Below are 24,294 nucleotides of genomic sequence, written 5' to 3'. Positions count from 1 at the left end.
TAACTGAAGGGAGGGGCGCTGTGGAAAATGTTCCACAGCGCCCCTCACCTGAATGAGTCAATAACTATTTGCCCTCGTAGATCTTGTCGATCTCGGCGGCAAATCCCTTGAGGACAGCTGTGCGTTTTACCTTCATTGACGGCGTGAGATAGCCGTTTGTTACGCTAAAGTCCGTGGGAAGAATCGTGAACTTGCGAATCGATTCTGCACGCGAGACCTGCTGGTTCGTACGCTTGACTGCACGATCAATCGCCGCAATGACCTGAGGATCGGTCACGGCGTCAGCAAGCGACATCTGAGGCAGGTTGTGGTTGCGCAGCCAACCTGGAAGCATGTCCGGATCGAGCGTGATGAGAGCCGAGACGAATGGCTTTTGATCACCGACAGCAACTACCTGCGAAATCAGAGGGTGCCCGCGCAGGCGGTCTTCAAGCTCAGCGGGGGAGACGTTCTTGCCCCCGGCGGTGACAATCAGTTCTTTCTTTCGCCCAGTGATCCAGATGAAACCTTCTTCGTCGACGTGACCGAGGTCGCCGCTCTTGAGCCAACCGTCCTCAGTAAACGCCTGCGCGGTTGCCTCAGGATTGTTCCGGTACGAACGGAAGACGTGTTCACCCTTAATGAGGATTTCGCCGTCCTCGGATGCTTTGACGTAGGTGCCTGCGTAAGCCGGGCCAACTGAGCCGATCCGCATCCGATTGCAGCGGTTCACCGACGTCGGCGCCGACGATTCTGTTAAACCATAGCCTTCGAGAATCGGCATACCGATCCCGCGGAAGAAGTGTGCCAGACGCGGCCCGAGCGGGGCGCCACCCGACACTGCCCATTCGAACTGGCCGCCGGTGATCTGGCGAATCTTGGAATACACGAGTTTGTCGCCAACTTCGCGCTGAGCTTTCAACCATGGTGAGGGGCCGGCCGGTGTATCGAGTGCGCGAGAGTATCCGATAGCAACTTTGGCGAAATAGCGGAACATCTTCAGCTTCGCTCCGCGTCCTGCTTTCACATCGGCTGCGTTGTAGATTTTCTCGAAAACACGAGGCACAGCAAGGACGAAGGTGGGGCGGAAGGACTGCATATCGGCTACCAGGTTCTTCGCATCGGGGGAGTAGCCGATCGGCATCCCCGCATACATCACCGCAAGGTTGATGAAACGCGCAAAGGAATGAGCGAGCGGCAAGAAGAGTAACACTCGACCGCCTTCGCGCAATGCGGGCTTGAGTTGGTCATCAAGGGGGCCATTGATCGCGGTGTGAAGGTAATTGCGATGCGTGAGCTCCACCCCCTTCGGGCGTCCGGTTGTGCCCGAGGTATAGATCACGGTGAAGATGTCGTCGGCTCGAAGGGCTTCGACGCGGCGATCAAGCTCTGCGTCGAGATCAACGTGTCCTTCAGCCGTCAGTGTGGAGATTGCGTCGTTCGCGATCACGAACACTTCTTCGAGGTTCTCGAAGCGTTCAATCATCGGCTTCATGACGCCAGCCATTGATTCGTCTTCGGCGAACGCGAACCGAACGTTGGAATCCTCGAAGATCCATTCGATCTGGGGGGCAGTGTCGGTTTCGTAGATTGGAATGACTACACCACCAACCATCTGGACTGCAAAATCAATCATCGACCAGCTATCGGAGGTGTGCCCCATGATGGCGACGTTGTCGCCCGGGTTTACTCCATGTGCGATCAAGCCGCGTGCCAGTGCGCGAATTTCGCCGATATACTGGCGATAAGTGACGGGTACCCACGCGTTGCCGAGTCCAACCTTACGCTCGATCACTGTGGCAAGTGGACGATCCGATGCTAGCTGGAGAAGCCATTTGGGAATCGACAGTGTGTCTTCCACATGGAACTTTCCAGGGGTGTATGCCACGCCTTCTTCGTCAATAATCTTTTTCATATTCTTCCTTCGGTACTGTTCCTTGGAACTACGATACCGTAACTTACGGTTTGGAAGGTAGAACCTCGGGCTGACGCGCAATGCCGTCCATATCGCTAGGATATCCAACGAAGCACAGTGTATGTGAAAGGTTTGACATGGAATTTGTTTACGATCACGACTGCGGTTTTTGTACTCGCGTCGTGCAATATTTTTCTCCCCGTGTGCACGACGTCGAGTTTGTGCCTTCCTATCGTTACGAACGAGCGACGACGACGGATCTGGAACGTACAGCGATGGCCGTGGTTAATGGACACGAATATACCGAGCATATGGCGATCGCAATGCTCTTGCGCCGCAGCACTTTCCTCTGGCGTATGACAGGCAATATTATTGCTTTCAAACCGATTGCGCCTTTTGCGCGGCGCATCTATCGGTGGGTATCTGCGAACCGTAAATCCACGCTGTGCAAAATACCTACGCAAAATTGATTTTGTCGGATTCTCTGCAGTTGCTCGAAAGAGTAAGCCGCTAATTGATTTGAAAAACCTTTGAAATTGAATTTTCTCTGTGTGCTATAAGAGACGTCACAATGGTGTGATTTTCCTTTAAGGAATAGGAGTAAGTTATGTACCGAAGGATTTTTACTGCGGTCGCTGCTTTTGTTTTCGCAGGGGCTATCTCGGCTCCGACAACTCAAGCTATGGCAGAACCTTTAATCGTTCAATCGCAGGTTGCTACAAGGCTATCTGCTGATCAAGTCGAGGAATTAGAAACATTTTTCGACTACTATGATGTCTCTCTTTACGATCAAAAAAGATTGATTGAAAAATTGGAGCGTGGTCAGCTCTGGGATTCTATGTCTGGTGTGGCTCCACAAGTAGTTGAAGAAAATGTCATTAGCGGGGAAAAAGTTCGCATTGAAAGATATCACGACGGCTCGGTGGTTGCGTCTTCTGTGGAAATTCCAATTGTTGATGATGTGAGTCTTTCCTTCAAGGGTTTTCCTGTAGGAACTACGTTCTGGGTAGAAGCGCATGTTGGGATGGGTGACACTGTTTGGACAGTTCACAAGTATTCAAAGAAAGGATGATATCACATGTTTTTTGATGCGCCAATTTTGATCTTGCCGATTCTTATTGGAATTTTTGAAATCGTTGCACTTGTTTTAGCTGTTATTTTTCTGTTTTATGCGATTAAGCTCCTCAAGGTATTTATTCGCCAGAAGGAAAGTGACATGGCAAAGGAAAGCAGTGCGGCAAGTGTTGTGCAATCGCAGTACACTCAGCCAATGGCATAGACTCAGCGTTTGTGTGGGAGGGAAAGATCGCTTTGATCTTTCCCTCCCACACATTTGGCGCTAGAAATCAGCCGTGTTAGAGATCAGTTATTTACTCAGCTGGCCGATCTAATTCATACGCTGTGACCTCAAGCTCCTCACCTGCGGTAATCGTGAAAGAACCCGTAGCGTGAGTTGCGGACTTCAGATCCTCAATCACTGCCTCAACATCAGATACGTCTTCGCTCGGCACGGTCACAGACAACGAGGTGAATGCCATGCGCTGCGAGACCTTCTCATTCGACTTCACTTTGCGCAGTGCCTGAAGAACAGCGCCAGCAGACTTCAAGATATCTGCGTCAGTACCAGCTGCCGCGTCAACCAGAGCCTGCGACGTCGGCCACTGTGCCTGGTGAACACTACCTGCGCGGTACCAGCTCCACACCTCTTCAGTTGCGAAGGGGAGAGTCGGTGCCAGCAAACGAACGAAAGTATCAACCGCGGTGTTGAGCGTGACGCGAGCCGATTCCACTGCAGCCATCTGGCCTGCAGCCGAGTACACGCCGTCACGATCGTAGGCGCGATCCTTCACCAACTCGAGGTAGTCATCACAGAACGCCCAGAAAGCAGACTCGGTGATTTCCAGTGCACGGGTATGGTCGAACTTCTCAAAAGCGGTGGTTGCGCCGTCCACAACCTGAGCGAGGCGAGCGAGCAATGCGCGATCGAGAACTTCGCTGACCTTGGAAAGATCGAGATCTACCGCTCCTTCGCCACCCATCGACAAAGCGAACTTCGACGCGTTGAGCACCTTCATTGCCAGACGGCGCCCAATCTTCATCTGCTGCTCATCGAAAGCAGCATCCGTACCCAGGCGAGCCGACGCGGCCCAGTAACGAACTGCGTCCGATCCATGCTTCTCCAAAAGCTGAAGCGGGGTGACGACGTTGCCCTTCGACTTCGACATCTTCTTGTGGTCAGGATCGAGGATCCAACCCGAGATCGTGGCATTCTTCCACGGAAGTGCGCCGAACTCAAGGTGAGCGCGCACAACAGTGGAAAACAACCACGTGCGGATAATGTCCTGACCCTGCGGACGTACATCCATCGGGTAAACCTTGGCGAACAGATCCTCGTCTGTCAGCCACCCTCCGGCGATTTGCGGAGTGAGCGAGGAAGTTGCCCAGGTGTCCATGATGTCGACTTCACCGACGAAGCCACCGGCAACGCCGCGCTGATCTTCGGTGTAACCGGCGGGAACGTCCGTCGTCGGATCAATGGGGAGCTGATCAATCGAGGGGGAAATCACGGCGTCATAATCAACTTCGCCAGCGTCGTTGACCTTGTACCACAGCGGCAACGGCACACCGAAGTAACGCTGACGTGACACGAGCCAATCAGAATTCAGACCCTCAACCCAGTTGTTGTAACGCACGCGCATGAAATCAGGATGGAAAGCGAGCTCCGAGCCACGTGCGAGGAGGTTCTGACGCAGATCCTTGCCATTGGCTTCTTCATAAGCGCGTCCGCCGTTGCGGATGTACCACTGACGCGAGGTGACGATTTCGAGAGGCTTATCACCCTTCTCGAAGAAGTTGGTCATACGCGAGGTCGGCTTCTCATCGCCGATCATTTCGCCAGTTTCCTTGAGCTTCTCAACGAGAGCCTTGCGGGCGGAGAAGGTGGTCTTACCGGCCATCTCGGCGTACATGTTCTGGCCAGCTTCGGTGGTGATCCACTCTGGCATGGTGCGGTTCATGCGTCCGTCCTTGCCCAGGACCGTGCGCATCGGCAGGTCAAGTTCACGCCACCACACGACGTCAGTGAGGTCACCGAACGTACAACACATCGCAATACCAGCGCCCTTATCGATCTCAGCCATCGGGTGAGCCACAACAGGAACCTCAACACCGAAGACCGGCGAGGTCACCGTCGTGCCGAACAGATGCTGGTAGCGCTCATCATCCGGGTGAGCAATCAACGCCACACACGCCGGAAGAAGTTCTGGACGTGTGGTTTCAATGATGACGTCTTCGTCCTTCGCGTGGAATGCCAGTGCATGATACGCGCCGGGGTACTCGCGAGCTTCGAGCTCTGCCTGAGCCACCGCCGTCTGGAACGTCACATCCCACAGGCCAGGCGCCTGAGCCTGGTAGGCCTCACCACGTTCGAGATTCTTCAAGAAAGCAGCCTGCGCAACTTTCTGAGCCTTCGAACCGATAGTCTGATAATTCTGCTCCCAGTCCACTGAGAGGCCGAGACGGCGCCACAGCGCCTCGAACTGCTTCTCGTCCTCAGCGGTGAGCTTCCAGCACAGCTCAATGAAGTTTTTACGCGAAATAGGCTTCTGGTCAGCGAACTTGATCGACTTGCCGTCGCCGCCGTCGTGCGGGGGAACAAAATTCTCTTCGTAAGGCAGCGACGGATCTACGCGCACGCCGTAATAGTTCTGCACACGGCGCTCGGTGGGCAGACCGTTATCGTCCCAACCCATCGGGTAGAAGACGTTCTTGCCAATCATGCGCTGGTATCGAGCCACCACATCAGTGTGGGTGTACGAGAAAACGTGGCCGACATGAAGCGAACCAGAAACCGTGGGCGGGGGAGTGTCCACAGAATAGACGGCTTCGCGCGTGGTCTCGCGATTGAAGCTGTAGGTGCGGTTATCAGTCCAGGACTTCTCCCAGCGATCCTCGAGACCTTCGAGGGACGCCCTATCCGGAACCTCCGTGTGATCGAGCAATGCGGATTTATTTTGAGTCATGGGGTTATTCTCTCACGCGCAGGCGCGTTTTACGGCATCGAGGAACGTCCCTGTCCGTGACATCGCCGACGCCGGTGTGCTATCTCTGAGCCAGCGCGACTCAACCTGTGTGCAGCAGGTGTCGATCGGTAAGCTGTGGTACATGATCGAAATATTCCCGGTGCACACAGTTGCGCAGATCGCTGGCGGCGACGACATCGCTGCTGTGATTGGTTCTGCGCTGAACTCCCTTGAGAATGGTGAACATTTGCGCGGGGCAGACATTGTGGCGATTGCAGGAAAAATTGTTGCCAAGGCGCAAGGCCGCTGGCACAAAGAAGGCGCCGAGCCCGACGGCTTCCGCACGCGCGCGGGAATACCACAGAAGCTTGGGCTGAAAGCCCCCGTCGATCCCGATGACGCAGCGAGCCAGATTCGGCGCGGATTAGCTGCTCGTTTCGGTGGGCGCGCCGGTGTCCTGATTACTGCCTCATCACGCTCTGGCGCCGATATCGCTATTGGGCGGGCCGGCGTCGATCATTCCACCGACGCCGGTGCTCCTGTGGCCGATGCGTTAGCCGCGCTCGCGGGAACAGTGATGGAGCTAGAAAACACTCCCGTCGTCGTTATCCGTGGCCTCGAAGTCCTCACCTGGGAGGACTAAATCATCCCAGATGAGTGGTGGCGACCGTTGCTCCGTGTGAAGACCGAAAATCTATTTGCTAGGCAATTTAACGATTCCGAATCTCGGACGATGGTCAGAGCCTCGTGAAAGATCTGGTACGCGAAACCACAGGGGAGTGAAGTTTTGACCTATCAATATGTGATCAATTGGCGAACCTCACCATGAGGGCAGGAATGTTGGCTAGGTTCCAGCTTGGTTTTGTCCTAATGCGCAGGCAATATCGGTGCAACGGTTGATCTGAGTGCAACGAGCCAATTCGATGAGCGCATCCTCAGAGACGGCCCCTGCAGTGTTCCACGCGAGTATACGCGGTGTTCCGGGTGCTTGCCCATTCCTTGAGTAGGAGTGGGTGATGCCTCTTTTGTGGTAGTTGCCGCTTGAAACTTCGAGCATATTGCCCACCCTGCGGCGGTTACGGTGCACACCAAAAGCAATGCAAAGAAAGCTACCGATGTGAATGCGAAAATCGCGAAAGAGATCGGAGCAATTTTCCAGACTATGAGAGCACTCACCACCCCTTGTGATGGTTACGCAAAAGGTGGCCTCCACAGGGGGCGCTTAGCTTATGGTCTGTTAGTTTGTTATTCGCTAGAATCTGACATTCACCTTGGTGTTTAAGTGCGTCTTCACTGCTCCTTCTGCGGCAAACGCAGTGTTGCTCGGTGATAGAAGAAATGCGCTAGCTAGTGCAAGGGGTGGTTGTCCTTTTCTTATCTTTCATCAGGACTTCACCTCTATGTGCGTACCAGACATCGCTAGCCGAGCTGTGCGTCCCTTGCGATTGCTGCCTCGACTCCGCGAATCACTGAGCTGGAAAATCCTGCCTTTTCCATCGCAATCAGTCCTGCCACGGTTGTACCGCCTGGTGAGGTAACGCGATCAAGGAGCTGGGCTGGACGCTCTTGATCCATCATTTCGAGGGCATATTTCGCGGTTCCGAGCACCGCCTGTGACGCTACCTTCAAGGCAACATCCTTTGGCATCCCTGCCGCGAGCGCACCGCGTGAGAGAGCGTCAATGTAGGTGAGTGTCCACGCGGGCGAGCAGCCAGCGATTGCTGAGAAAGTAGCGAAATGAGGCTCTGCGATAGAGACTGTTTCGCCAACTGCGCCAAAGAGTATTTGGGCAGCATGGAGTTCATCTTGGGAAGTGTGTGCATTTGCCGCGAGCGCCGTGATTCCCGCGCCGACCTGGGCGGGCACATTCGGCATTACTCGAATAACGGACGTCTGCTCGGGGAGAGCCGACTCGAGGCGTTCGATCGCGATCCCTGCGGCAACGGAGACGATGACTTTTCCTCGTGCATCGTCACCTAGTTCTCTCAACACATCCATCATGAGGTGAGGTTTGACGCCGCAGATAATCACATCGCCGTCGCCTAGTGCCTGGGCTAACGCCTGGTTGGAGGGAGAAAAGTTGATGCCGAGTTCTTTCGCAACCGCATGTCCTGCTTCAGCGTTTGAGCGAGTGAAAGAAATATTCGCCGGCTCAACGATGTGCGCTGCGAGTACCCCGCGCAAAATTGCGCTGTTCATGTTTCCTAATCCAATAAAGCCGAGCATCGCTCCTCCTCGTGTTGTGACGTTCCCTATTTTGTCATAGCCGACGTTGTGCTCATAGTTACTCGTGTGGTGAGGGGGTATTGTGGTTCCCTTTGTTCCGCATCTATTGCTCCAGGGACGGTTCGCACTCAGAAATTTTCGTGGTGAGGATGTGCGCAGACCAAGCGAAGGCTGACGCAGTAGGGAGGGTGTGGTGCATGTGACGAGAGGTGGCATTCGACTAATTAATCGAGACACTTTTATGAGAAATAGTCGCAAAAGCGGTGAAATTCATGTATGTAGTCAAGTGATGTAGTAGACTTTTGCGACACATATGCGTCAATTGGGGTAGCCTAACTTTAACGACAAAGTTAGGCTACCCTAATTTGTTGGCTCAGATGGTCATATATTTCAAGGAAAAACAATGAAACTGAATCGCATTGCAGCACTTGCCTCTGCAGCGCTCCTGGCTGTAGGAATGACTGGTTGTTCGGAAACCCCGAAGGCTCCCTCGACGTCGGGGAGCGCAGCAGCGAAAGAACTCAACATTGTCGCCACGACCGGCTACCTCGCCGATGCAATCGCAAATATTGCGCCGAAGGCTAAGGTGACCACTCTCGTTGCGCCCGGAGGGGATCCACATACCCAAGAGCTCACAACTGCTGATATTGAAAAGGTTGATGCCGCGGATCTGGTTGTCTGGACCAGCCACGACATGGAACACAAGATGATGAAACAGCTCGACAATCTTGGTGACCGCTCTCTACCGGCGGCCGAAGCGATCCCAGAAAAAGAGCTTTTGCCATGGGAAGAGGACGGCAAAGTTGCTGGTCATGATCCGCACGTGTGGAATTCGCCTGTGATCTGGAAGTATGCAGTCAACGCCATCGCATCGAAGCTCTCCTCGATTGATTCGGCAAACAAAGACACCTATGAAAAGAACGCCAAGGATTACACCGCAAAGATTGATTTGGCATTCGACAATGCTAAGAAGGTCTTTGATTCGATCCCGGCAGAAAAGCGCGTGCTTGTGACCGGGCATGACGCCTTCAACTACCTCGGTAAGGCCTTTGGTTTGGAAATCCACGCTACCGATTTTGTTTCTTCTGAGTCAGAGATGAGTGCATCTCAGCTCGATGAGCTCGCTAGCATGATTGCGAAGAAGAATGTTCACGTTGTTTTCCAGGACAACCTCAAGAACCCAGAGATTATCAAGCATCTCCAGGAATCTGTGGCAGCCAAGGGAGGCAAGGTAGAGGTTTCTGACCAGGTTCTTTACGCTGATACTCTCGGTGAAGAGGCGCCGGTGAATACCTACCTTGGCGCTTTCGAGCACAATGCCAAGGCAATTGCCGCTGCACTGACCAAGTGATCCCACTGGGGAACCAGTAAAGGAAGGGCCGAATGACCTCGCCACTCGAAATGCGTAAACTCAGTGCATCTTATGGACAGGTGCGCGCACTCAATAGTGTAGATATCACTGTCACCCAGGGGAGTGTCCACGCGATTGTCGGGCCAAACGGCTCAGGAAAATCGACGTCACTCAAAGCTGCGCTGGGGTTGATCGCATCGAGTGGCGAGGCTCATTTCTTCGGGCAACCGTTGAACAAAGTGCGTCCGCGTGTGGGATATATGCCCCAGGTCGCCGGAGTTGACTGGGACTTCCCTATCACAGTCGCCGACGTCGTGGCGATGGGAACCTACCCAACGTTGGGGTGGTTTAAACGTCCTGGTCGTGAGCAAAAGCGCCTCGCTGCCGAAGCGATTGAACGGGCAGGGCTCGAAGATGTGGCTGGGCGACACATTGGCGCCCTCTCGGGCGGACAAAAACAACGCGTCTTCGTGGCACGTCTTCTCGCGCAAAAAGCTGACCTGCTCTTAATGGATGAGCCTTTCGCTGGCGTTGACATGGCATCCGAAGCCACCATTCTTGATATCTTGCGCGAACAGATTAATCACGGAGCAACGATCGTCCTGGTGCATCACAACTTGGCGACCGTGAATGAATTCGCCTCGCACGCGAGTCTCCTCTCAGACGGCAATGTTGTGGCTTCCGGGTCTGTTGGACGCGTGCTGGCTCCCGACATCGTCGCTAAAGCCTACGGCATCCCCTCAGAAACGACAACGGAGGATGCGCACTGATGATTCCTCTCGGACATTTCTTTGCGACTTACGGGTTTCGTACGACTTTCTTTGCTGTCTTACTCGTTGGCTTCTTCGCGGGGGGAGCAGGGTCATTTCTCTACATGCGCGCACAGTCACTGATGAGTGATGTGATGGGACACTCGGCAATCCTTGGCGTGGTTGGCGCATTCAGTATCGCGGCCTTTCTCGGAGCAAATGGTCAATCGACGCTTGTTGTCTCCTTGGGCGCGGCGGCTTCCGCATTTGTGGCTGTTGCCCTTGCAAACTGGGTGGTGTCCAACACTCCGACTAAGCCGGACGCGGCGATGGCTGTCGCACTTTCCCTTTTCTACGGAGGTGGTCTATGTGCAATTCATATTCTCAACCACTCCAAAATTCCGGGGAAAGCCGGAATTATGAGTTATCTTTTCGGTAATGCGGCAACGGTTCGTGCGGTTGACCTCTACACAGTGGCAACTTTAGGTGCCGTGGCTAGCCTCGTTGTCATTGCGTTGTGGAAAGAGATTGCGCTACTCGTCTTTGACCCCGTCCTCTCACGCGTTGGGGGTTTCAGACCACGGTTGGTTGATGGGGCTTTGACATGCGTGGTGACGATTGCAATCGTGCTGGGAGTGAAATCGGTAGGCATTATTCTTGTGGTGGCATTCGCTTTAATGCCTGCAGCCGTAGTTCGCCCTTTTGTTTCCTCGATGCTGGCAATGGTTCTCGCCTCAAGCACGATGGGGGCACTCGCTGGAGCGGCTGGTGCCTATATTTCGATTTCTTTGGGGAATATCCCTACTGGGCCGATTGTTGTGCTGGTACTTTTCGCTGCCTTTCTTGTATCGTTGCTTGTCCGCGCTGTGGTGTCGTGGAGGCATAAGCGTTTGCGCGTTCTTGATGTGCCTCGTGTGGAGGTGTGCGCATGAGTTTTATTGCTGCTGCCTTTCTTCTCGCTTCCGTGACAGCGTTGACATGTGCCCTTCCCGGCGTGTTTATCGTTTTACGGGGCCAGTCGATGCTCATCGACGCAATCTCTCATGCTGTCCTGCCCGGGATTGTGATCGGCGTTGCCATCACAGGGACGCTTCATTCACCCGTGATGACTGTGGCTGCCACATTGATGGGCTTGCTCATTGTCTGGGTATCGAATTGGTTACGCTCGCGTCGGTTAGTCACGGGCGACGCCGATCAGGGAGTTGTCTTTCCCGCCCTCTTCGCGCTCGGTGTGCTCATGATGTCGACCACGTTCCGTGGAGTTCACGTGTCAGAAAATACAGTGCTCGCCGGTGATTTGAACCTCATGGCGTTGAGGAGCGAGCACATCATTATCAAGGGCATCAACTACGGTCCTGCTGCAATGTGGCCACTACTCGCTGTCTTTGCTCTCACTGGTCTGTACATCGGTGTCTTTTACCGTGTCCTTAAGGTGTCAATCTTTGATCGCGAATTTGCCCTCACTGCGGGGATGCCTGTTGTGGCAGTTGAGAACGGAATTATGGTTCTTGTTGCGTTGACGGTGGTGAGCGCGTTCGCCGTTGCGGGTTCGATTCTCGTTGTAGCGCTCATGATCTGCCCTGCAGCTGTCGCAATGCTCTTCGCCCGTAGGCTTTCAGGGGCAATCGCGCTTACCGGCGTCGTCGCGCTCGCGAGTGCGCTTGCAGGTTTCGCGATCGCATGGAAACTTGAATTGCCGACGTCGGCTGCTATGGCAACGCTTGATGGTGTGATGTTCGTCGTTGCCGCGGTGGTGCGGAAAATTGGGCTGGAAGCGCGCGGGCGCACTCGGTAAAGTAGGAAAGGTGTAGATCCGGCTATCACCGGGGAGCACCCGGAAGAACGGCCTGAGCGCTCATTAGAACCGGGCGGGTTGGATCCGTCAAAATCCCAAATGAAGTGGTCGCGTAAGCGGCAAGCGAGGTGGTACCGCGCATATGCGTCCTCGTAAGGTATTACGTTAACCCGAGGAGCCACATTGAGCGCCAAATATCCGCTTCACCGCGATACTGAGCTGGTCGCGTCGCCAAATTTCCCCACATTGGAAAACGATATTATCGAATACTGGAAGAACGATAACACTTTCCAGGCATCGATTGATCAGCGTAGCGAGGGTGACGAATTCGTTTTTTACGATGGTCCGCCATTTGCCAACGGCCTTCCGCATTACGGCCACCTCCTCACCGGCTATGTCAAGGATCTCGTGGCACGTTACCAAACACAGCGTGGACATCGCGTTGAGCGTGTCTTTGGTTGGGATACGCACGGACTTCCTGCTGAACTCGAAGCTGAGAAGATGTTGGGGATCACCGATAAGTCACAGATTGACGAGATCGGAATCGAAACCTTCAATGATGCTTGCCGTCAAGGCGTCTTCAAGTACGTCAACGAATGGGAAGAGTACGTCAATCGTCAGGCACGCTGGGTAGATTTCACAGGTGGTTACACCACTCTTGATCCGTCCTTCATGGAATCGGTGATCTGGTCCTTTAAGACGCTCTACGATAAGGGGCTCGTGTACGAGGGATACCGAGTACTGCCTTATTGCTGGCATGACCAAACCCCTCTGTCGAATCATGAACTGAAGATGGATGCCGACGTCTACCAGGATCGGCAAGACACCACCGTCACCGTCGGCTTGCGGCTGGAAAGTGGCGAACTTGCCCTGATCTGGACCACCACGCCGTGGACGCTGCCATCGAATCTCGCTATCGCCGTCGGCCCGCAGATCGACTATGTCACTGTGGAGCCGGCAGAAGGGCCGCTGGCAGGTGAAAAGGTCATCATTGCGCAGTCGCGCCTCGCAGCGTATGCCAAAGAACTTGGTGAAGACCCCACGATCACGTCCACAATGAAGGGAACGGAACTCGCTGGAAAGAAATACCATCCGATCTTCGATTACTTCTCACGCGAGGACGAAACTCCTGGCGAAAATGCTTGGCAAATAACGACCGCCGACTATGTCTCCACGGAAGATGGAACTGGACTGGTTCACATTGCTCCGTACGGCGAAGAGGACATGCTTATCCTGTCGGGACTGAAGATTAAGGTTGTTGAAACCGTCGATGCTGCCGGCAAAGTGGCGGCGAATGTCCCAGACTACGAAGGGCTGAACATCTTCGATGCCAACCGTCCGATCATTAATGATCTGCGCGATTCGACTGGGCCGATGGCACGGCGCTCGGATGAGGTTCGGGCTGTGCTGGTTCGCGAACAATCTCACGTGCATTCCTACCCGCATTGCTGGCGCTGCCGCAGGCCACTGATGTACAAGCCTGTCACGTCGTGGTTTGTGGCAGTGACTGAATTCCGCGATCGCATGGTTGAACTCAATCAAGACATCACCTGGCAGCCTGACTATATCAAGGACGGCATTTTCGGTAACTGGCTCGCTGGCGCTCGTGACTGGTCCATCTCTCGTAACCGTTATTGGGGTACGCCGATTCCGGTGTGGCAGAGCGATGATCCGAACTACCCGCGCACCGACGTGTACGGATCCTTCGAAGAACTCGCCCGCGACTTCGGTGATGTACCGCGTGACCGTGACGGGAACCCGAACCTTCACCGTCCATTCATCGATGAGCTCACCCGTCCGAACCCTGACGATCCAACAGGAAAGTCCACGATGCGTCGCGTGAGCGATATTTTGGACGTGTGGTTCGACTCCGGCTCAATGCCCTACGCTCAGGTGCACTACCCGTTCGAGAACCAGGAATGGTTCGAGACGCACTTCCCAGGCGATTTTATTGTGGAATACATCGGACAGACACGCGGCTGGTTCTACGTGATGCACGCCTTGTCTACTGCTTTGTTTGATCGACCTGCTTTCAAGAGCGCGATTTCACACGGTATCGTCCTCGGCAACGATGGGCGGAAAGCATCGAAGTCGCTACGTAATTACCCTGATCCGATGGAAATGTTCGATACCTACGGATCGGATGCTGTGCGCTGGATGCTCATGAGCTCGCCCGTCCTTCGCGGTGGCAACCTTGTGGTTGCTGAGGAAGGCATTCGTGAGTCGATGCGTCACATCATCTTGCCTCTATGGAACGCCTACTATTTCTACGCGCTGTATGCCGGAACGGTGAATAACGGTGAAGGCTATCTCGGCAAGCAGGTTGACTTCGATTCGTTGGACGAACTCGACGTCATGGATCGCTACCTTTTGTCCCGCGTGAAGCTTCTTGCTGATTCAGTGCGTGAGCACTTGGACGCGTTGGAAATTGCTGAAGGCGCTAATGAGATCCGCGAATTTGTTGAGCTACTGACCAACTGGTATGTTCGCACCTCGCGTGATCGTTTCTGGAATGAGGATCTCTCTGCCTTTGATACGCTTTACACCGCGCTTGAGGCGCTGATGCGCATCGCTGCTCCGCTCCTACCACTTGTAGGTGAAGAAATCTGGCGCGGCATTACCGGCGGACGTTCCGTTCATTTGACCGACTGGCCGCAGTGGCCAGATTCGGTTGTTGACAAGGAACTGGTCGCTGTGATGGACGAGGTGCGCGACGTCGTCTCGGCGGCTCACGCTCTGCGTAAGGCTAATAAGTTGCGGGTGCGCCAACCTCTCGCCTCAATGACGGTTGTTACTCCACTCGATCTGTCTCCCTTCAGGGAACTGATTGCAGGTGAAGTGAATGTCAAGGAAGTCAAGATCCAGGGTGCGTCGGAGTCGGGACTTGAAGTTCGTACTGAGCTTTCTGTACTTCCGCGTGAACTGGACCCGTCTGTGCGCAAGCTCACCTCTGCGTTGTTTAAGGCGGCGCGTGAGGGTAACTGGGAAAAGGTCGACGGCGGTGTGCTGATGCATGTTGAGCCTCCGGTCACGCTGGTTGAGGGGCAGTATGAGGTGTCGACAGTGATTGAAGCTGAGGAAGGATCTGTTGCATCTGTTCTTGACTCGGGATCGTTCGTGGTACTTGACACTGTCCTGACCCCTGAACTTGAAGCTGAAGGATATGCTCGAGATGTCGTCCGTGCAATTCAGGACAAGCGCAAGGCAAATGATTTGCATGTGGCTGATCGCATTGCACTGGCACTGACCGTTCCGGTTGACCGTGTGAGCGCAGTCGAAGCGAATCTTGAGTTCATCAAGTCTGAAACACTTTCGCTTGAAGCGACAGTTTCAAGCGGAGAATCATTGGAAGTGAAGGTAGAAAAGATTGGCTGACAATCTGGGGAATGATCCGTTCATTGACGAAGAGGAAAATGGCGACATTAGCGCTCGCGATGAACGTGAGGCGGAGCTTGCGCGCCTTCTCTCATCGCCGCTATTCGCAGGGCCAGATGCGGGAATTGTGGAAGAAATCAAGGATTCTGACGATCCTGATTGTGACCCGGCATATCTCCTCGCCAAAGATGCCGAATTGGAGTCTGAGGTTAAGCGGATCTATACCCAGATTATTCAGCGTGCCCCCGAACACAAGGTGCATCCATCTCTTGAACGGGTGCGACAGGTGCTTGACATGATGGGCAACCCCCAGAACTCATTCCGAGCAATTCACATCACGGGCACGAACGGCAAAACGTCCACTGCCCGGATGATTGAGGCTCTATTGCGTGAACGGGGGTTGCGTACGGGGCGATTTACCTCGCCGCATTTGAATAACGTCCGAGAGCGTATCTCGATCGACGGTGAGGCTATTTCGCGTGCGTCGTTTATCCAAGCGTGGGAAGATGTTGCTCCTTTTGTCGAGATGGTCGACGTGCAGGGCGGGCCACGGATGAGTTTCTTTGAAGTGTTCACCGTGATGGCATACGCTGCCTTTGCCGACGCGCCCATCGATGTTGCTGTCGTCGAAGTCGGTATGGGAGGCGAATGGGACGCGACAAACGTCATTGATGCTGAAGTAGCGGTCATCACGCCAATCTCTCGTGATCATGAAAAGTGGCTGGGATACGAGATCTCTCAGATCGCTCACGAAAAGTCCGGAATCATCAAAGAAGGAGCAACCGTCGTTACCTCTGCACAGGTGGAGGACGCTGCACGCGAAATTCTTTCTCGTGCAGCGCAGATGGGCGCCACCGTGATCCATGAGGGGGCGGATCTTCATGTTGTGAGCCGCGAGGGCGCACTCGGTGGACAGATGGTGACGATGAAGACTCCGTCGGCTGTCTATGAAGACGTTCCATTGGCGATGCTGGGAGCTTTCCAATCGGAAAATGCTGCAGTGGCTTTAGCAGCTGTTGAGGCATTTTTCGGTGGTGGAGCTCTCCCCGGTGAGGTGGTCGAGCACGCGCTCATGTCCACCGTTTCACCTGGGCGAATGGAAGTTGTCAAGCGCTCGCCAACGGTGCTGGTGGATGCGGCGCATAACCCTGCGGGTGCGAAAGTGACCCGCGAGGCTCTAGAAGAAACATTCCTCGGTCCACGCGTTGCTGTGTATTCGGCGATGGCCGACAAAGATATTGAAGGTGTGCTCAGTGAACTTGAGCCAGCTTTCAATTCTATTGTCATCACCCAAATTGAGGGAACAGATCGAGCTGCCGACCCTGAAGAACTTGCACAAATCGCACGTGAGATTTTCGGTGAAGAACGAGTTGAAGTTGAATACAATTTGATGGATGCAATGACGCGGGCATCGGACCTGGCAGAAACTGCAGATCCTGATTCCGTGGTGCCGGGAGTCACCGTGGTTCTCGGTTCAATTATGTTGGCGGGGCAGGCTCGCCACATGATGGGCGCCCAGGCGCCAGATAAGGCATGATATGCGCACTCTGATTCTGCTCAAACCCGATGCTGTTCGTCGTCACCTTGCCGGTGAAATCTTGGCGCGTATCGAGCGCAAGGGTTACACAATTGATTCCCTCAAAATGCTCACTGCTTCAGATGAACAGCTCGCTGCTCACTACGCCGAGCATGTTGGAAAATCCTTTTATCCGTCGATGGCCGCCTACATGAGTTCCGGCCCAATGATTGCTGCAGTGATCTGCGGCGAGCGCGTTGTTGAAGGCGTCCGTTCAATCTGTGGTGCAACCGATCCGACGTCGGCGGCCGCGGGCACTATCCGTGGCGACTTTGGGCGTGACTGGGGTACAGACGCAATCGAGAACCTGATACACTCCTCCGATTCGGTCGAATCAGCTGAACGCGAGATCTCTGTGTGGTTCTAAGGCATATCAGTGCATCTCAAAACACTCACGCTCAAGGGCTTTAAGTCTTTTGCTGCGTCCACCACGATGCGGTTCGAGCCAGGGATCAACTGTGTCGTTGGTCCGAACGGCTCAGGAAAATCCAATGTGGTCGATGCACTGGCGTGGGTGATGGGTGAGCAAGGGGCGAAGAACCTTCGCGGCGGCAATATGGCCGATGTGATCTTCGCTGGTACAACAAAACGCCCAGCACTTGGTCGTGCAGAAGTGTCCTTGACAATCGATAATACCGACGGAGCCCTTCCAATCGATTACTCCGAGGTCACCATTACGCGTACCCTCTTCCGTGCGGGCGGATCAGAGTATGCGATCAACGGCACTCCTGCCCGATTGCTTGACATCCAGGAGTTGCTGTCAGATACCGGTATGGGGCGTGAGATGCATGTCATCATCGGCCAAGGGAAACTCGACGAGGTTCTCACAGCGACAGCACAAGACCGCCGAGGGTTTATCGAGGAAGCCGCAGGAGTCCTCAAACACCGGCGTCGGAAAGAGAAGGCGCTACGTAAGCTCGAGTCAATGGCAGGAAATCTTGCCCGAGTCGAAGACCTCGCTGGTGAGTTGCGTCGGCAATTGGGGCCGTTGGCGCGGCAAGCTGCCACAGCTCGTCGGGCACAAACGATTCAGGCGGACGTTTTCGATGCGCGTGCCCGACTCCTCGCCGATGATCTAGCGCAATCACAAGCGCGTCTGGAAGCCCAGAGCCTCGATGAGTCTGCGATGAATGAGCGTGCTTCGCAGATGCGCCTTCAGGTTTCTCGTGCGCGCGAGGAAGTCAACCAACTCGATGACCTTGCCCAGGTTGCCATGGCGCAGTTCGCTGATCTCACCGAACAATGGCAACGCTTAACGTCATTACACGAACGTTTTCGATCGCTCGCTGCCCTCGCTACTGAACGTTTTCGATCGCTGAGCAGTGCTGGTTCATCCACCCATCGTGGGGAATCACCACAGCATCTTTATGAGCGTGCTCAACGTGCACGTAAAGAAGAGGAGGAATTGGCTCACAAGGCTCAAGAAGCACGCGACGTGCTCAACGCAGTGATCGATCGCCGTCAGGAAGCGCAAAGCAATGAACGTGCGGTGGAGAAAGAACTGGCTCTTGCTCAACGAGCGATCGCAGATCAACGCGAAAACAGTGCGCGCGTCAACGGAAAAATTGCTGGGCTCACCTCACGAATAGAATCTTTGATCGAAGAACGAGACCGTGTATGTGCGTCCATGGAAGCAGCGAAGGAAAGACTGCATGAGTCTGAAATGCAGGTCGCAACCCTCGAACGTGATATCGCCGCCCAGTCAGGTGGGGATGATGAGCTCTCCGCATCATACGAGGATTCTACGCGTGAACTCACCCAGGCAAAGTTGCGTCTCGACGAGGCGCGCACAGCTCTCAACGTTTCCCAGACGGCCGCCGTCGAGTGGAGAACAAAAGCCGAGACCCTCAAGCTGTCACTTGCTCCAGAAGACGCAACAGCCTGGGCACTTAAAGAACACGATGTACACCTGGCACGTGATGTGATCCAGGTTCGACATGGTTGGGAAAGAGCTGCAGAGGCCGCATTTGCAGGGGCAGCAGCAGGAGTCGACACCAACGACGTCGACGGTGCGCTCGATCTTCTGCGAGCAGCGCGCCTGGCGAATGCCGGACATATCGAAGTCATTTTTCCCCTCGAGCACCCTATCCAAGATGACGAGGCGGCACGAGAAGTACTCAATGTCACGCAACTTGCGCATGATGATGCTTGCCTCGCGACCGACGTCGTGAGCGGAAAATTTGCTTCGCTTCTTGCTGGAACGATTCTTACTGTTGACTTGGCTACTGCCCGTAAGCTTCTTGCTGCTGGAGCTTGGCGTGTAGCGACGATGGATGGTGATGTGATTGAGCAAGGCCATGCGTGGGGTGGGGAAGCGACAGCAACTGCTCTCCTTGCACATCAGTCAGCTTTTGACGACGCGCTTGCTCAAGCTGAGAAAGCACGCATAGAACAGACACGATGTGAGCAGGCAGTGAACGTTGCTCAAGAGGAGCTGTTGGAACTCGAGGAAGAGAACGCGAAGATCGCAGCTCAGCTCAATGCTCGCGATTCGCATCTGGCTAGTTTATCGGCACAACTGGGCGTGCTTCGTCAGACAGTCGACGCAGCCAATGCGCAAGTACAGCAAGGTCAAGATCGCCTTGACGCGCTTGCCGCTGCCGTTGCCACACACACTGAGGAAAAGCGACAGCTTGAGGACTTTGCCGCGAACCAGAACGGCGACCCTGTCGCTCTTGAGAGTCGAGCACATGAGCTTCAAACCCAGCGCGAAGATGCTCATCGGGCAACAATCGCGGCTATGGCTGAAGAAACCGAAGCACGTCTTCAGTTGCGCACGCGTGAGGAACGTATGCGCGCTATCGTTGGTCAAGCTGATGCTTTGGAAAATACTGCAAAGACAGTCCAAGCACGAATTGACGCTGAACAGCGCGCTGCTGAACGTCGGGCGGCTGGTGCCACGATCGCCCAACGTGTCAGTGAGGACGCTCAACGCGCATTCACATTCACCACAACACTGCTGTCACAGGTGACAACTGAACGTGAGGAAATGCAGTTGCGGATTTCGCAAGTGGATGTTGAATTGGCCTCTGCGCGTCGCCACCTTGATCGACTTTTCGCTGAACAACGTGATCTTGACGATCTTGCTCACCGACGCGAGGTAGCTCTCACTGAACTGCGAATGGCTCACAGCCAACTTGAGGCGCGCGCAATTGAGCAAGTCGGCGTAGACGCCGGCGCACTTATTGCCGAATATGGGCCGCATGTGATGGTTCCTACCGTCGACGGCGAGGTTCCTTTTGTACGCGAAGCACAGGAGCGGAGGCTCGCGAAAGCTGAGCGCGATTTGGCTAAGCTCGGAAAAATCAACCCGCTTGCTCTCGAAGAACATGCAGCTCTTGAAGAACGTCAGCGGTTTATCACTGACCAACTCCAGGATCTAAAAAAGTCAAGAAATGATCTCCTCGGGATCGTTCGCGATATCGATACCCGCGTGGAACAGGTACTCACAAGCGCGTGTGCAGATGTCGCTCGTGAGTTTGAGGGAGTGTTTTCCCGACTTTTCCCTGGGGGAGAAGGGCATTTGGTGCTCACTGAGCCTGACTCGATCCTTACGACGGGTATCGAGATTGAAGCTCGTCCGCCAGGTAAGCGGGTCAAGCGGCTGTCGTTGCTTTCTGGCGGCGAACGTTCCCTTACTGCTGTAGCGTTTCTTGTGGCGATCTTCAAGGCTCGTCCCTCCCCGTTCTATGTGATGGACGAGGTGGAGGCAGCCTTGGATGATGTGAACCTCTCGCGCCTGATCGAGATCTTCAAGGAGCTTCAGGATTCTTCGCAGCTTTTGGTGATTACGCATCAAAAGCGCACGATGGAAATTGCTGACACGCTTTATGGCGTGGCAATGGCAGAAGACGGCGTGACCTCGGTGATTTCTCAACGCTTAAAGGAACTGACGAAAGCAGAAAGTCTCTAGCTGCTGCCGCGATATCGTCTGTCGGTGAGGTACGCGCGTGCAGAAAGTAAGCGCGATGTTGGCGTGACCAAAATGCGCACGAAAGTTTCCTAATTGTTACCGAAAATGTGCGTTTCGCTATACCAAATCTCTGTCGGAACTTCGTAGATTGGTCACGTGGTTTGGACGATTATTTTCACCTTCGCTTTGCTCTCACTTGCAATCTTCATTATCGCCGCCGTGGTGATGCGCGCTGACGGCGTGGATTTGACCAATTCCGAACAAGTCAATAATTGGGTGAAGACTCGTGTGAATGATGCCCGGGCACCCCAAGATGTTCAGGTGAAGGTGAACGTGAGCCGTGCAGGGGTTGGCGATATCTTTTCCACCTTTGGCGAAGGATCAAACCGCGATGTTGAGCAGGAACTTGACCTGCTTCCCGGTGGTGAGAAGCTCCAAGAGTATTCCGGAGTTTTGTATGAGGCGGCTGTGAAGGGCGCAAACTCAATGGCTGCACGGGCGAAAGGTCTTCGCAAGAACGAAGAATGAGCGTGAGCAAGTGGCGAAAAACCGCCAAATGCGACACACTTAAAGGGTGAACCCTACCTATTTAATTTTTGCAATCGTTGGTGTGCTGGCAGTGGCTGGCCTCGCTATGGTCCTGATAAAGAAGAACCGTGATGTGAACTCCGGGCAGTTGCCGTGGGAGCAATCTGACTCGATCACGAGCGACGTCCTCGAGGATCATCAGGTCACTGAAACGGATGAGCTGAATGCTGAGCCTGTACAGATGCCACAGGTGGAGGTGCCCGAATCGGTTCCGTCGCGTTTGCAACGTCTTCGTGCTCGCTTGGCTCGCTCTGGTGGAATGGGCTCCGCTCTGCTCTCCGTACTTTCGCGTGCTGATTTGTCCGCTGCTGATTGGGAAGAGCTTGAAGAAACTCTCCTCATTGCCGACGTCGGTATGGATGCGACGACGGAACTTCTAGAGCGTTTGAAGACACAAATGAAGGTTCAGGGAGCAGGCGCAGACGCGAAGGCAATTTTACGTGCTGAACTCCTCGAACTTGTCGGTCCGGATATGGATCGCTCGCTTCACCTTGATGGCGAACCTGCTTCCGTGCTCATGGTCGGAGTGAATGGCACGGGTAAGACCACAACCACAGGCAAACTTGCACGTGTTCTGGTGGCCGAAGGAAAAACAGTGCTCCTTGGCGCCGCTGATACGTTCCGTGCGGCTGCAGCTGAGCAGCTCACCACGTGGGGCGAGCGCGTAGGAGTGGAAGTTATCTCCTCCGATCGCGAGGGCGCCGACCCTGCGTCGGTGGCATATGAAGCGGTGGCGAAGGGTAAGGAAACTGGGACGGACGTCGTTCTCGTCGATACAGCAGGGCGTTTGCAGAACAAGGCTGGTCTCATGGACGAGCTCGGGAAGATCAAGCGTGTCATGGAGAAAACGGCACCAGTAAGCGAAGTTCTCCTGGTTCTTGACGCCACCACCGGACAGAACGGTATGCGTCAGGCTGAGGTATTCGCCGAGGTCACAGGAATTACAGGTATTGTCTTGACCAAGCTTGATGGCACGGCTAAGGGCGGTATTGTGATTTCGGTACAAAAGGCTTTGGGTGTGCCGGTGAAGTTTGTGGGTCTGGGGGAAGGCGCCGATGATCTGGCTCCATTCAGCCCCGAGGATTTTGTGGATTCCATCCTGGCATAACTCGCGTTGAGATTTTCGCACCGCACTTCGCGATAGAATCGCCCGAGGTACTTTTTGAAAGGCAAATATGTTCAACTCGCTCTCTGATCGCATTACTGGTTCACTGCGCAACTTGCGCAAACACGGACGGCTGTCGGAATCCGACGTCGAGGCGGTCATTTCTGACATCCGTCGTGCTCTGCTCGATGCTGACGTTGCCCTGCCGGTTGTCCGCCAGTTCACCGCGTCGGTACGCGAGGAAGCAACAGGTGCTCTTCGCAACCAGGCGCTCAACCCTGCACAACAGGTCGTCAAGATCGTCAATGAACAGCTTATTGAAGCGCTCGGCGGTGAGTCACGCGAATTAAATTGGGCACAATCTGGTCCCACTGTGATGATGCTTGCTGGCCTCCAGGGTGCTGGAAAAACAACTCTTGCTGGAAAGCTCGGAAAGTGGTTCAAGGATCAGGGCAAGAAACCGCTTCTAGTGGCTTCTGATCTTCAGCGTCCCAACGCCGTAAATCAGCTCCAAGTGGTTGGCGAGCGTGCGGGAGTGGATGTCTGGGCTCCGCAACCTGGCAATGGCATCGGTGATCCGGTGGATGTGGCACGTAGCGGTGTGCAACGTGGCTGGGATGAGTTCTATGACGTGGTCGTTGTCGACACGGCTGGTCGTCTCGGTATTGACGAAGAGATGATGGAGCAGGCACGCAATATTCGCGATGCTGTCAATCCGAACGAAATTATCTTCGTGCTCGATGCGATGGTTGGTCAGGATGCAGTCAATACGTCGATTGCTTTCCGTGACGGTGTGGGATTCACCGGCGTGGTGTTGTCCAAGCTCGACGGCGATGCTCGCGGTGGTGCAGCACTCTCGGTTCGCGGAGTGACAGGACAGCCGATTCTGTTTGCCTCGACTGGCGAAAAGCTGGGCGATTTCGAGCGTTTCCACGCTGACCGTATGGCCTCGAGAATCCTCGATATGGGCGATATTCTTACCCTGATCGAGCAGGCGGAGAAGACCTGGTCAGAAGATCAGGCTTTGGACATGGCGTCGAAGATGACGTCGGGAACGTTTACTCTCGATGATTTCTTGGTTCAGCTCGCTCAATTGCGCAAGATGGGTTCAATGAAGAAAATCATGGGGATGCTTCCCGGTATGGGACAGTTCCGTGATCAACTCGAACAATTTGATGAGCGCACTATTGATCGTCAAGTCGCTATTGTTCAGTCGATGACGAAGGCTGAGCGCAATGATCCGAAGATCTTGAACGGTTCGCGTCGTGCACGCATCGCCAAGGGGTCAGGTACCACGGTGACTGAAGTCAACGCACTTGTGGATCGGTTTGAGCAGGCAAAGAAGATGATGAGCCGTGCGTCGCGCGGGGGAGGCATGCCGGGTATGCCAAATATTCCCGGTCTGCCAGGTATGGGTGGTGGCTTCACGAAGAAGCAAAACAAGAAAACGAAGAAGAAATCCGGCTCGAAGAAAGGCCGCAGTGGTAATCCGGCAAAGCGTCGTCAGCAGGAATTGGCTGCTCAAAACGAGACCAAGGGTTCATCGTCGGGGAGTGCGTTCGCTGGGAACACACCTCAGGGTGACATCGATATTGAGGCTTTGAAGAAATTTTTGAGGTAGTACATGATCAGTGGAGTGGGGGCGGGGGGGAAGGCGGGCCCCCCCCCCAGAGAGGGATCACAGGGGGCCCCGATTTTTT

The 24,294-nt window shown here is 54.5% G+C and carries 18 protein-coding genes; 15 read left to right on the top strand and 3 right to left on the bottom strand.

The genetic code is table 11. From position 1 onward, the window contains the following. Positions 1-64: 64 nt before the first annotated feature. Complete coding sequence (locus ACTOVJ_RS03805; RefSeq protein WP_449502519.1) at positions 65-1,894, bottom strand: AMP-dependent synthetase/ligase; 1,830 nt, start codon at positions 1,892-1,894, stop codon at positions 65-67. Between the two features lie 137 nt (positions 1,895-2,031). On the opposite strand from ACTOVJ_RS03805, the gene ACTOVJ_RS03800 reads away from it, so the two are divergent. The 3 genes from ACTOVJ_RS03800 (at position 2,032) to ACTOVJ_RS03790 (ending at position 3,173) form a co-directional block, all read left to right on the top strand. Further along, positions 2,032-2,364 (top strand): thiol-disulfide oxidoreductase DCC family protein, encoded by a 333-nt coding sequence (locus tag ACTOVJ_RS03800; protein ID WP_449504241.1) that lies wholly within the window; start codon positions 2,032-2,034, stop codon positions 2,362-2,364. Positions 2,365-2,501: 137 nt separating this feature from the next. Beyond that, positions 2,502-2,966 (top strand): hypothetical protein, encoded by a 465-nt coding sequence (locus ACTOVJ_RS03795; RefSeq protein ID WP_449504240.1) that lies wholly within the window; start codon positions 2,502-2,504, stop codon positions 2,964-2,966. A 6-nt stretch (positions 2,967-2,972) separates the two neighbouring features. Continuing rightward, on the top strand, positions 2,973-3,173 hold the full coding sequence (locus ACTOVJ_RS03790; protein ID WP_449502517.1) for a hypothetical protein: 201 nt from the start codon (positions 2,973-2,975) through the stop codon (positions 3,171-3,173). 91 nt (positions 3,174-3,264) lie between these two features. On the opposite strand, the gene valS is transcribed toward ACTOVJ_RS03790, so the two are convergent. Then, a complete protein-coding gene (gene valS, locus ACTOVJ_RS03785) occupies positions 3,265-5,916 on the bottom strand; it encodes a valine--tRNA ligase (protein WP_449503529.1) in 2,652 nt (883 codons plus the stop codon). On the opposite strand from valS, the gene ACTOVJ_RS03780 reads away from it, so the two are divergent. Further along, positions 5,915-6,559 carry a coenzyme F420-0:L-glutamate ligase gene (locus ACTOVJ_RS03780; RefSeq protein ID WP_449504239.1) on the top strand — a complete coding sequence of 215 codons (645 nt, stop codon included), beginning with the start codon at positions 5,915-5,917 and terminating at the stop codon, positions 6,557-6,559. The two genes, valS and ACTOVJ_RS03780, sit on opposite strands and share 2 nt — an antisense overlap. Positions 6,560-7,335: 776 nt before the next feature. On the opposite strand, the gene proC is transcribed toward ACTOVJ_RS03780, so the two are convergent. After that, positions 7,336-8,142: a pyrroline-5-carboxylate reductase gene (gene proC / locus ACTOVJ_RS03775; protein WP_449504238.1), complete on the bottom strand. Its 807-nt coding sequence runs from the start codon at positions 8,140-8,142 to the stop codon at positions 7,336-7,338. 403 nt (positions 8,143-8,545) lie between these two features. Here proC and ACTOVJ_RS03770 point away from each other — a divergent pair, with 403 nt between their 5' ends. From ACTOVJ_RS03770 to ffh, 11 genes are all read left to right on the top strand, one after another. After that, a complete protein-coding gene (locus ACTOVJ_RS03770) occupies positions 8,546-9,493 on the top strand; it encodes a metal ABC transporter substrate-binding protein (RefSeq protein WP_449504237.1) in 948 nt (315 codons plus the stop codon). Positions 9,494-9,525: 32 nt separating this feature from the next. Beyond that, positions 9,526-10,263, top strand: coding sequence for a metal ABC transporter ATP-binding protein (locus tag ACTOVJ_RS03765; RefSeq protein WP_449504236.1), 738 nt, complete (start codon positions 9,526-9,528; stop codon positions 10,261-10,263). Next, on the top strand, positions 10,263-11,174 hold the full coding sequence (locus tag ACTOVJ_RS03760; RefSeq protein WP_449503524.1) for a metal ABC transporter permease: 912 nt from the start codon (positions 10,263-10,265) through the stop codon (positions 11,172-11,174). Before ACTOVJ_RS03765 ends, ACTOVJ_RS03760 begins: the two co-directional genes overlap by 1 nt. Continuing rightward, a complete protein-coding gene (locus ACTOVJ_RS03755) occupies positions 11,171-12,037 on the top strand; it encodes a metal ABC transporter permease (protein ID WP_449503523.1) in 867 nt (288 codons plus the stop codon). The genes ACTOVJ_RS03760 and ACTOVJ_RS03755 overlap by 4 nt, the downstream gene beginning before the upstream one ends. Before the next feature lie 183 nt (positions 12,038-12,220). Continuing rightward, a complete protein-coding gene (gene ileS, locus ACTOVJ_RS03750; protein WP_449504235.1) occupies positions 12,221-15,412 on the top strand; it encodes an isoleucine--tRNA ligase in 3,192 nt (1,063 codons plus the stop codon). Next, positions 15,405-16,949, top strand: a complete 1,545-nt coding sequence (locus ACTOVJ_RS03745; protein WP_449504234.1) for a bifunctional folylpolyglutamate synthase/dihydrofolate synthase — start codon at positions 15,405-15,407, stop codon at positions 16,947-16,949. Before ileS ends, ACTOVJ_RS03745 begins: the two co-directional genes overlap by 8 nt. Position 16,950: 1 nt before the next feature. Then, positions 16,951-17,355, top strand: coding sequence for a nucleoside-diphosphate kinase (gene ndk / locus ACTOVJ_RS03740; RefSeq protein WP_449502506.1), 405 nt, complete (start codon positions 16,951-16,953; stop codon positions 17,353-17,355). Positions 17,356-17,364: 9 nt separating this feature from the next. Continuing rightward, the gene (gene smc / locus ACTOVJ_RS03735) at positions 17,365-20,901 is read left to right on the top strand and encodes a chromosome segregation protein SMC (protein ID WP_449504233.1); all 3,537 of its coding nucleotides are present in this window, start codon (positions 17,365-17,367) and stop codon (positions 20,899-20,901) included. Positions 20,902-21,057: 156 nt separating this feature from the next. After that, complete coding sequence (locus ACTOVJ_RS03730) at positions 21,058-21,429, top strand: hypothetical protein (RefSeq protein WP_449502504.1); 372 nt, start codon at positions 21,058-21,060, stop codon at positions 21,427-21,429. Between the two features lie 46 nt (positions 21,430-21,475). After that, positions 21,476-22,597 carry a signal recognition particle-docking protein FtsY gene (gene ftsY / locus ACTOVJ_RS03725; protein WP_449504232.1) on the top strand — a complete coding sequence of 374 codons (1,122 nt, stop codon included), beginning with the start codon at positions 21,476-21,478 and terminating at the stop codon, positions 22,595-22,597. 67 nt (positions 22,598-22,664) lie between these two features. Further along, positions 22,665-24,215: a signal recognition particle protein gene (gene ffh, locus ACTOVJ_RS03720; RefSeq protein WP_449503636.1), complete on the top strand. Its 1,551-nt coding sequence runs from the start codon at positions 22,665-22,667 to the stop codon at positions 24,213-24,215. Positions 24,216-24,294 lie beyond the last annotated feature (79 nt).

It is taken from the genome of Arcanobacterium sp. (ex Cirak et al. 2026) (assembly GCF_053585065.1).
This window is presented reverse-complemented; position numbering and strand designations above follow the sequence as displayed.

Coding starts and splice junctions, on each gene's coding strand:
- ACTOVJ_RS03805 (WP_449502519.1), bottom strand. CDS start 1,894: ATGAAAAAGATTATTGACGAAGAAGGCGTGGCATACACCCCTGGAAAG.
- ACTOVJ_RS03800 (WP_449504241.1), top strand. CDS start 2,032: ATGGAATTTGTTTACGATCACGACTGCGGTTTTTGTACTCGCGTCGTG.
- ACTOVJ_RS03795 (WP_449504240.1), top strand. CDS start 2,502: ATGTACCGAAGGATTTTTACTGCGGTCGCTGCTTTTGTTTTCGCAGGG.
- ACTOVJ_RS03790 (WP_449502517.1), top strand. CDS start 2,973: ATGTTTTTTGATGCGCCAATTTTGATCTTGCCGATTCTTATTGGAATT.
- ACTOVJ_RS03780 (WP_449504239.1), top strand. CDS start 5,915: ATGGGGTTATTCTCTCACGCGCAGGCGCGTTTTACGGCATCGAGGAAC.
- valS (WP_449503529.1), bottom strand. CDS start 5,916: ATGACTCAAAATAAATCCGCATTGCTCGATCACACGGAGGTTCCGGAT.
- proC (WP_449504238.1), bottom strand. CDS start 8,142: ATGCTCGGCTTTATTGGATTAGGAAACATGAACAGCGCAATTTTGCGC.
- ACTOVJ_RS03770 (WP_449504237.1), top strand. CDS start 8,546: ATGAAACTGAATCGCATTGCAGCACTTGCCTCTGCAGCGCTCCTGGCT.
- ACTOVJ_RS03765 (WP_449504236.1), top strand. CDS start 9,526: ATGACCTCGCCACTCGAAATGCGTAAACTCAGTGCATCTTATGGACAG.
- ACTOVJ_RS03760 (WP_449503524.1), top strand. CDS start 10,263: ATGATTCCTCTCGGACATTTCTTTGCGACTTACGGGTTTCGTACGACT.
- ACTOVJ_RS03755 (WP_449503523.1), top strand. CDS start 11,171: ATGAGTTTTATTGCTGCTGCCTTTCTTCTCGCTTCCGTGACAGCGTTG.
- ndk (WP_449502506.1), top strand. CDS start 16,951: ATGCGCACTCTGATTCTGCTCAAACCCGATGCTGTTCGTCGTCACCTT.
- ffh (WP_449503636.1), top strand. CDS start 22,665: ATGTTCAACTCGCTCTCTGATCGCATTACTGGTTCACTGCGCAACTTG.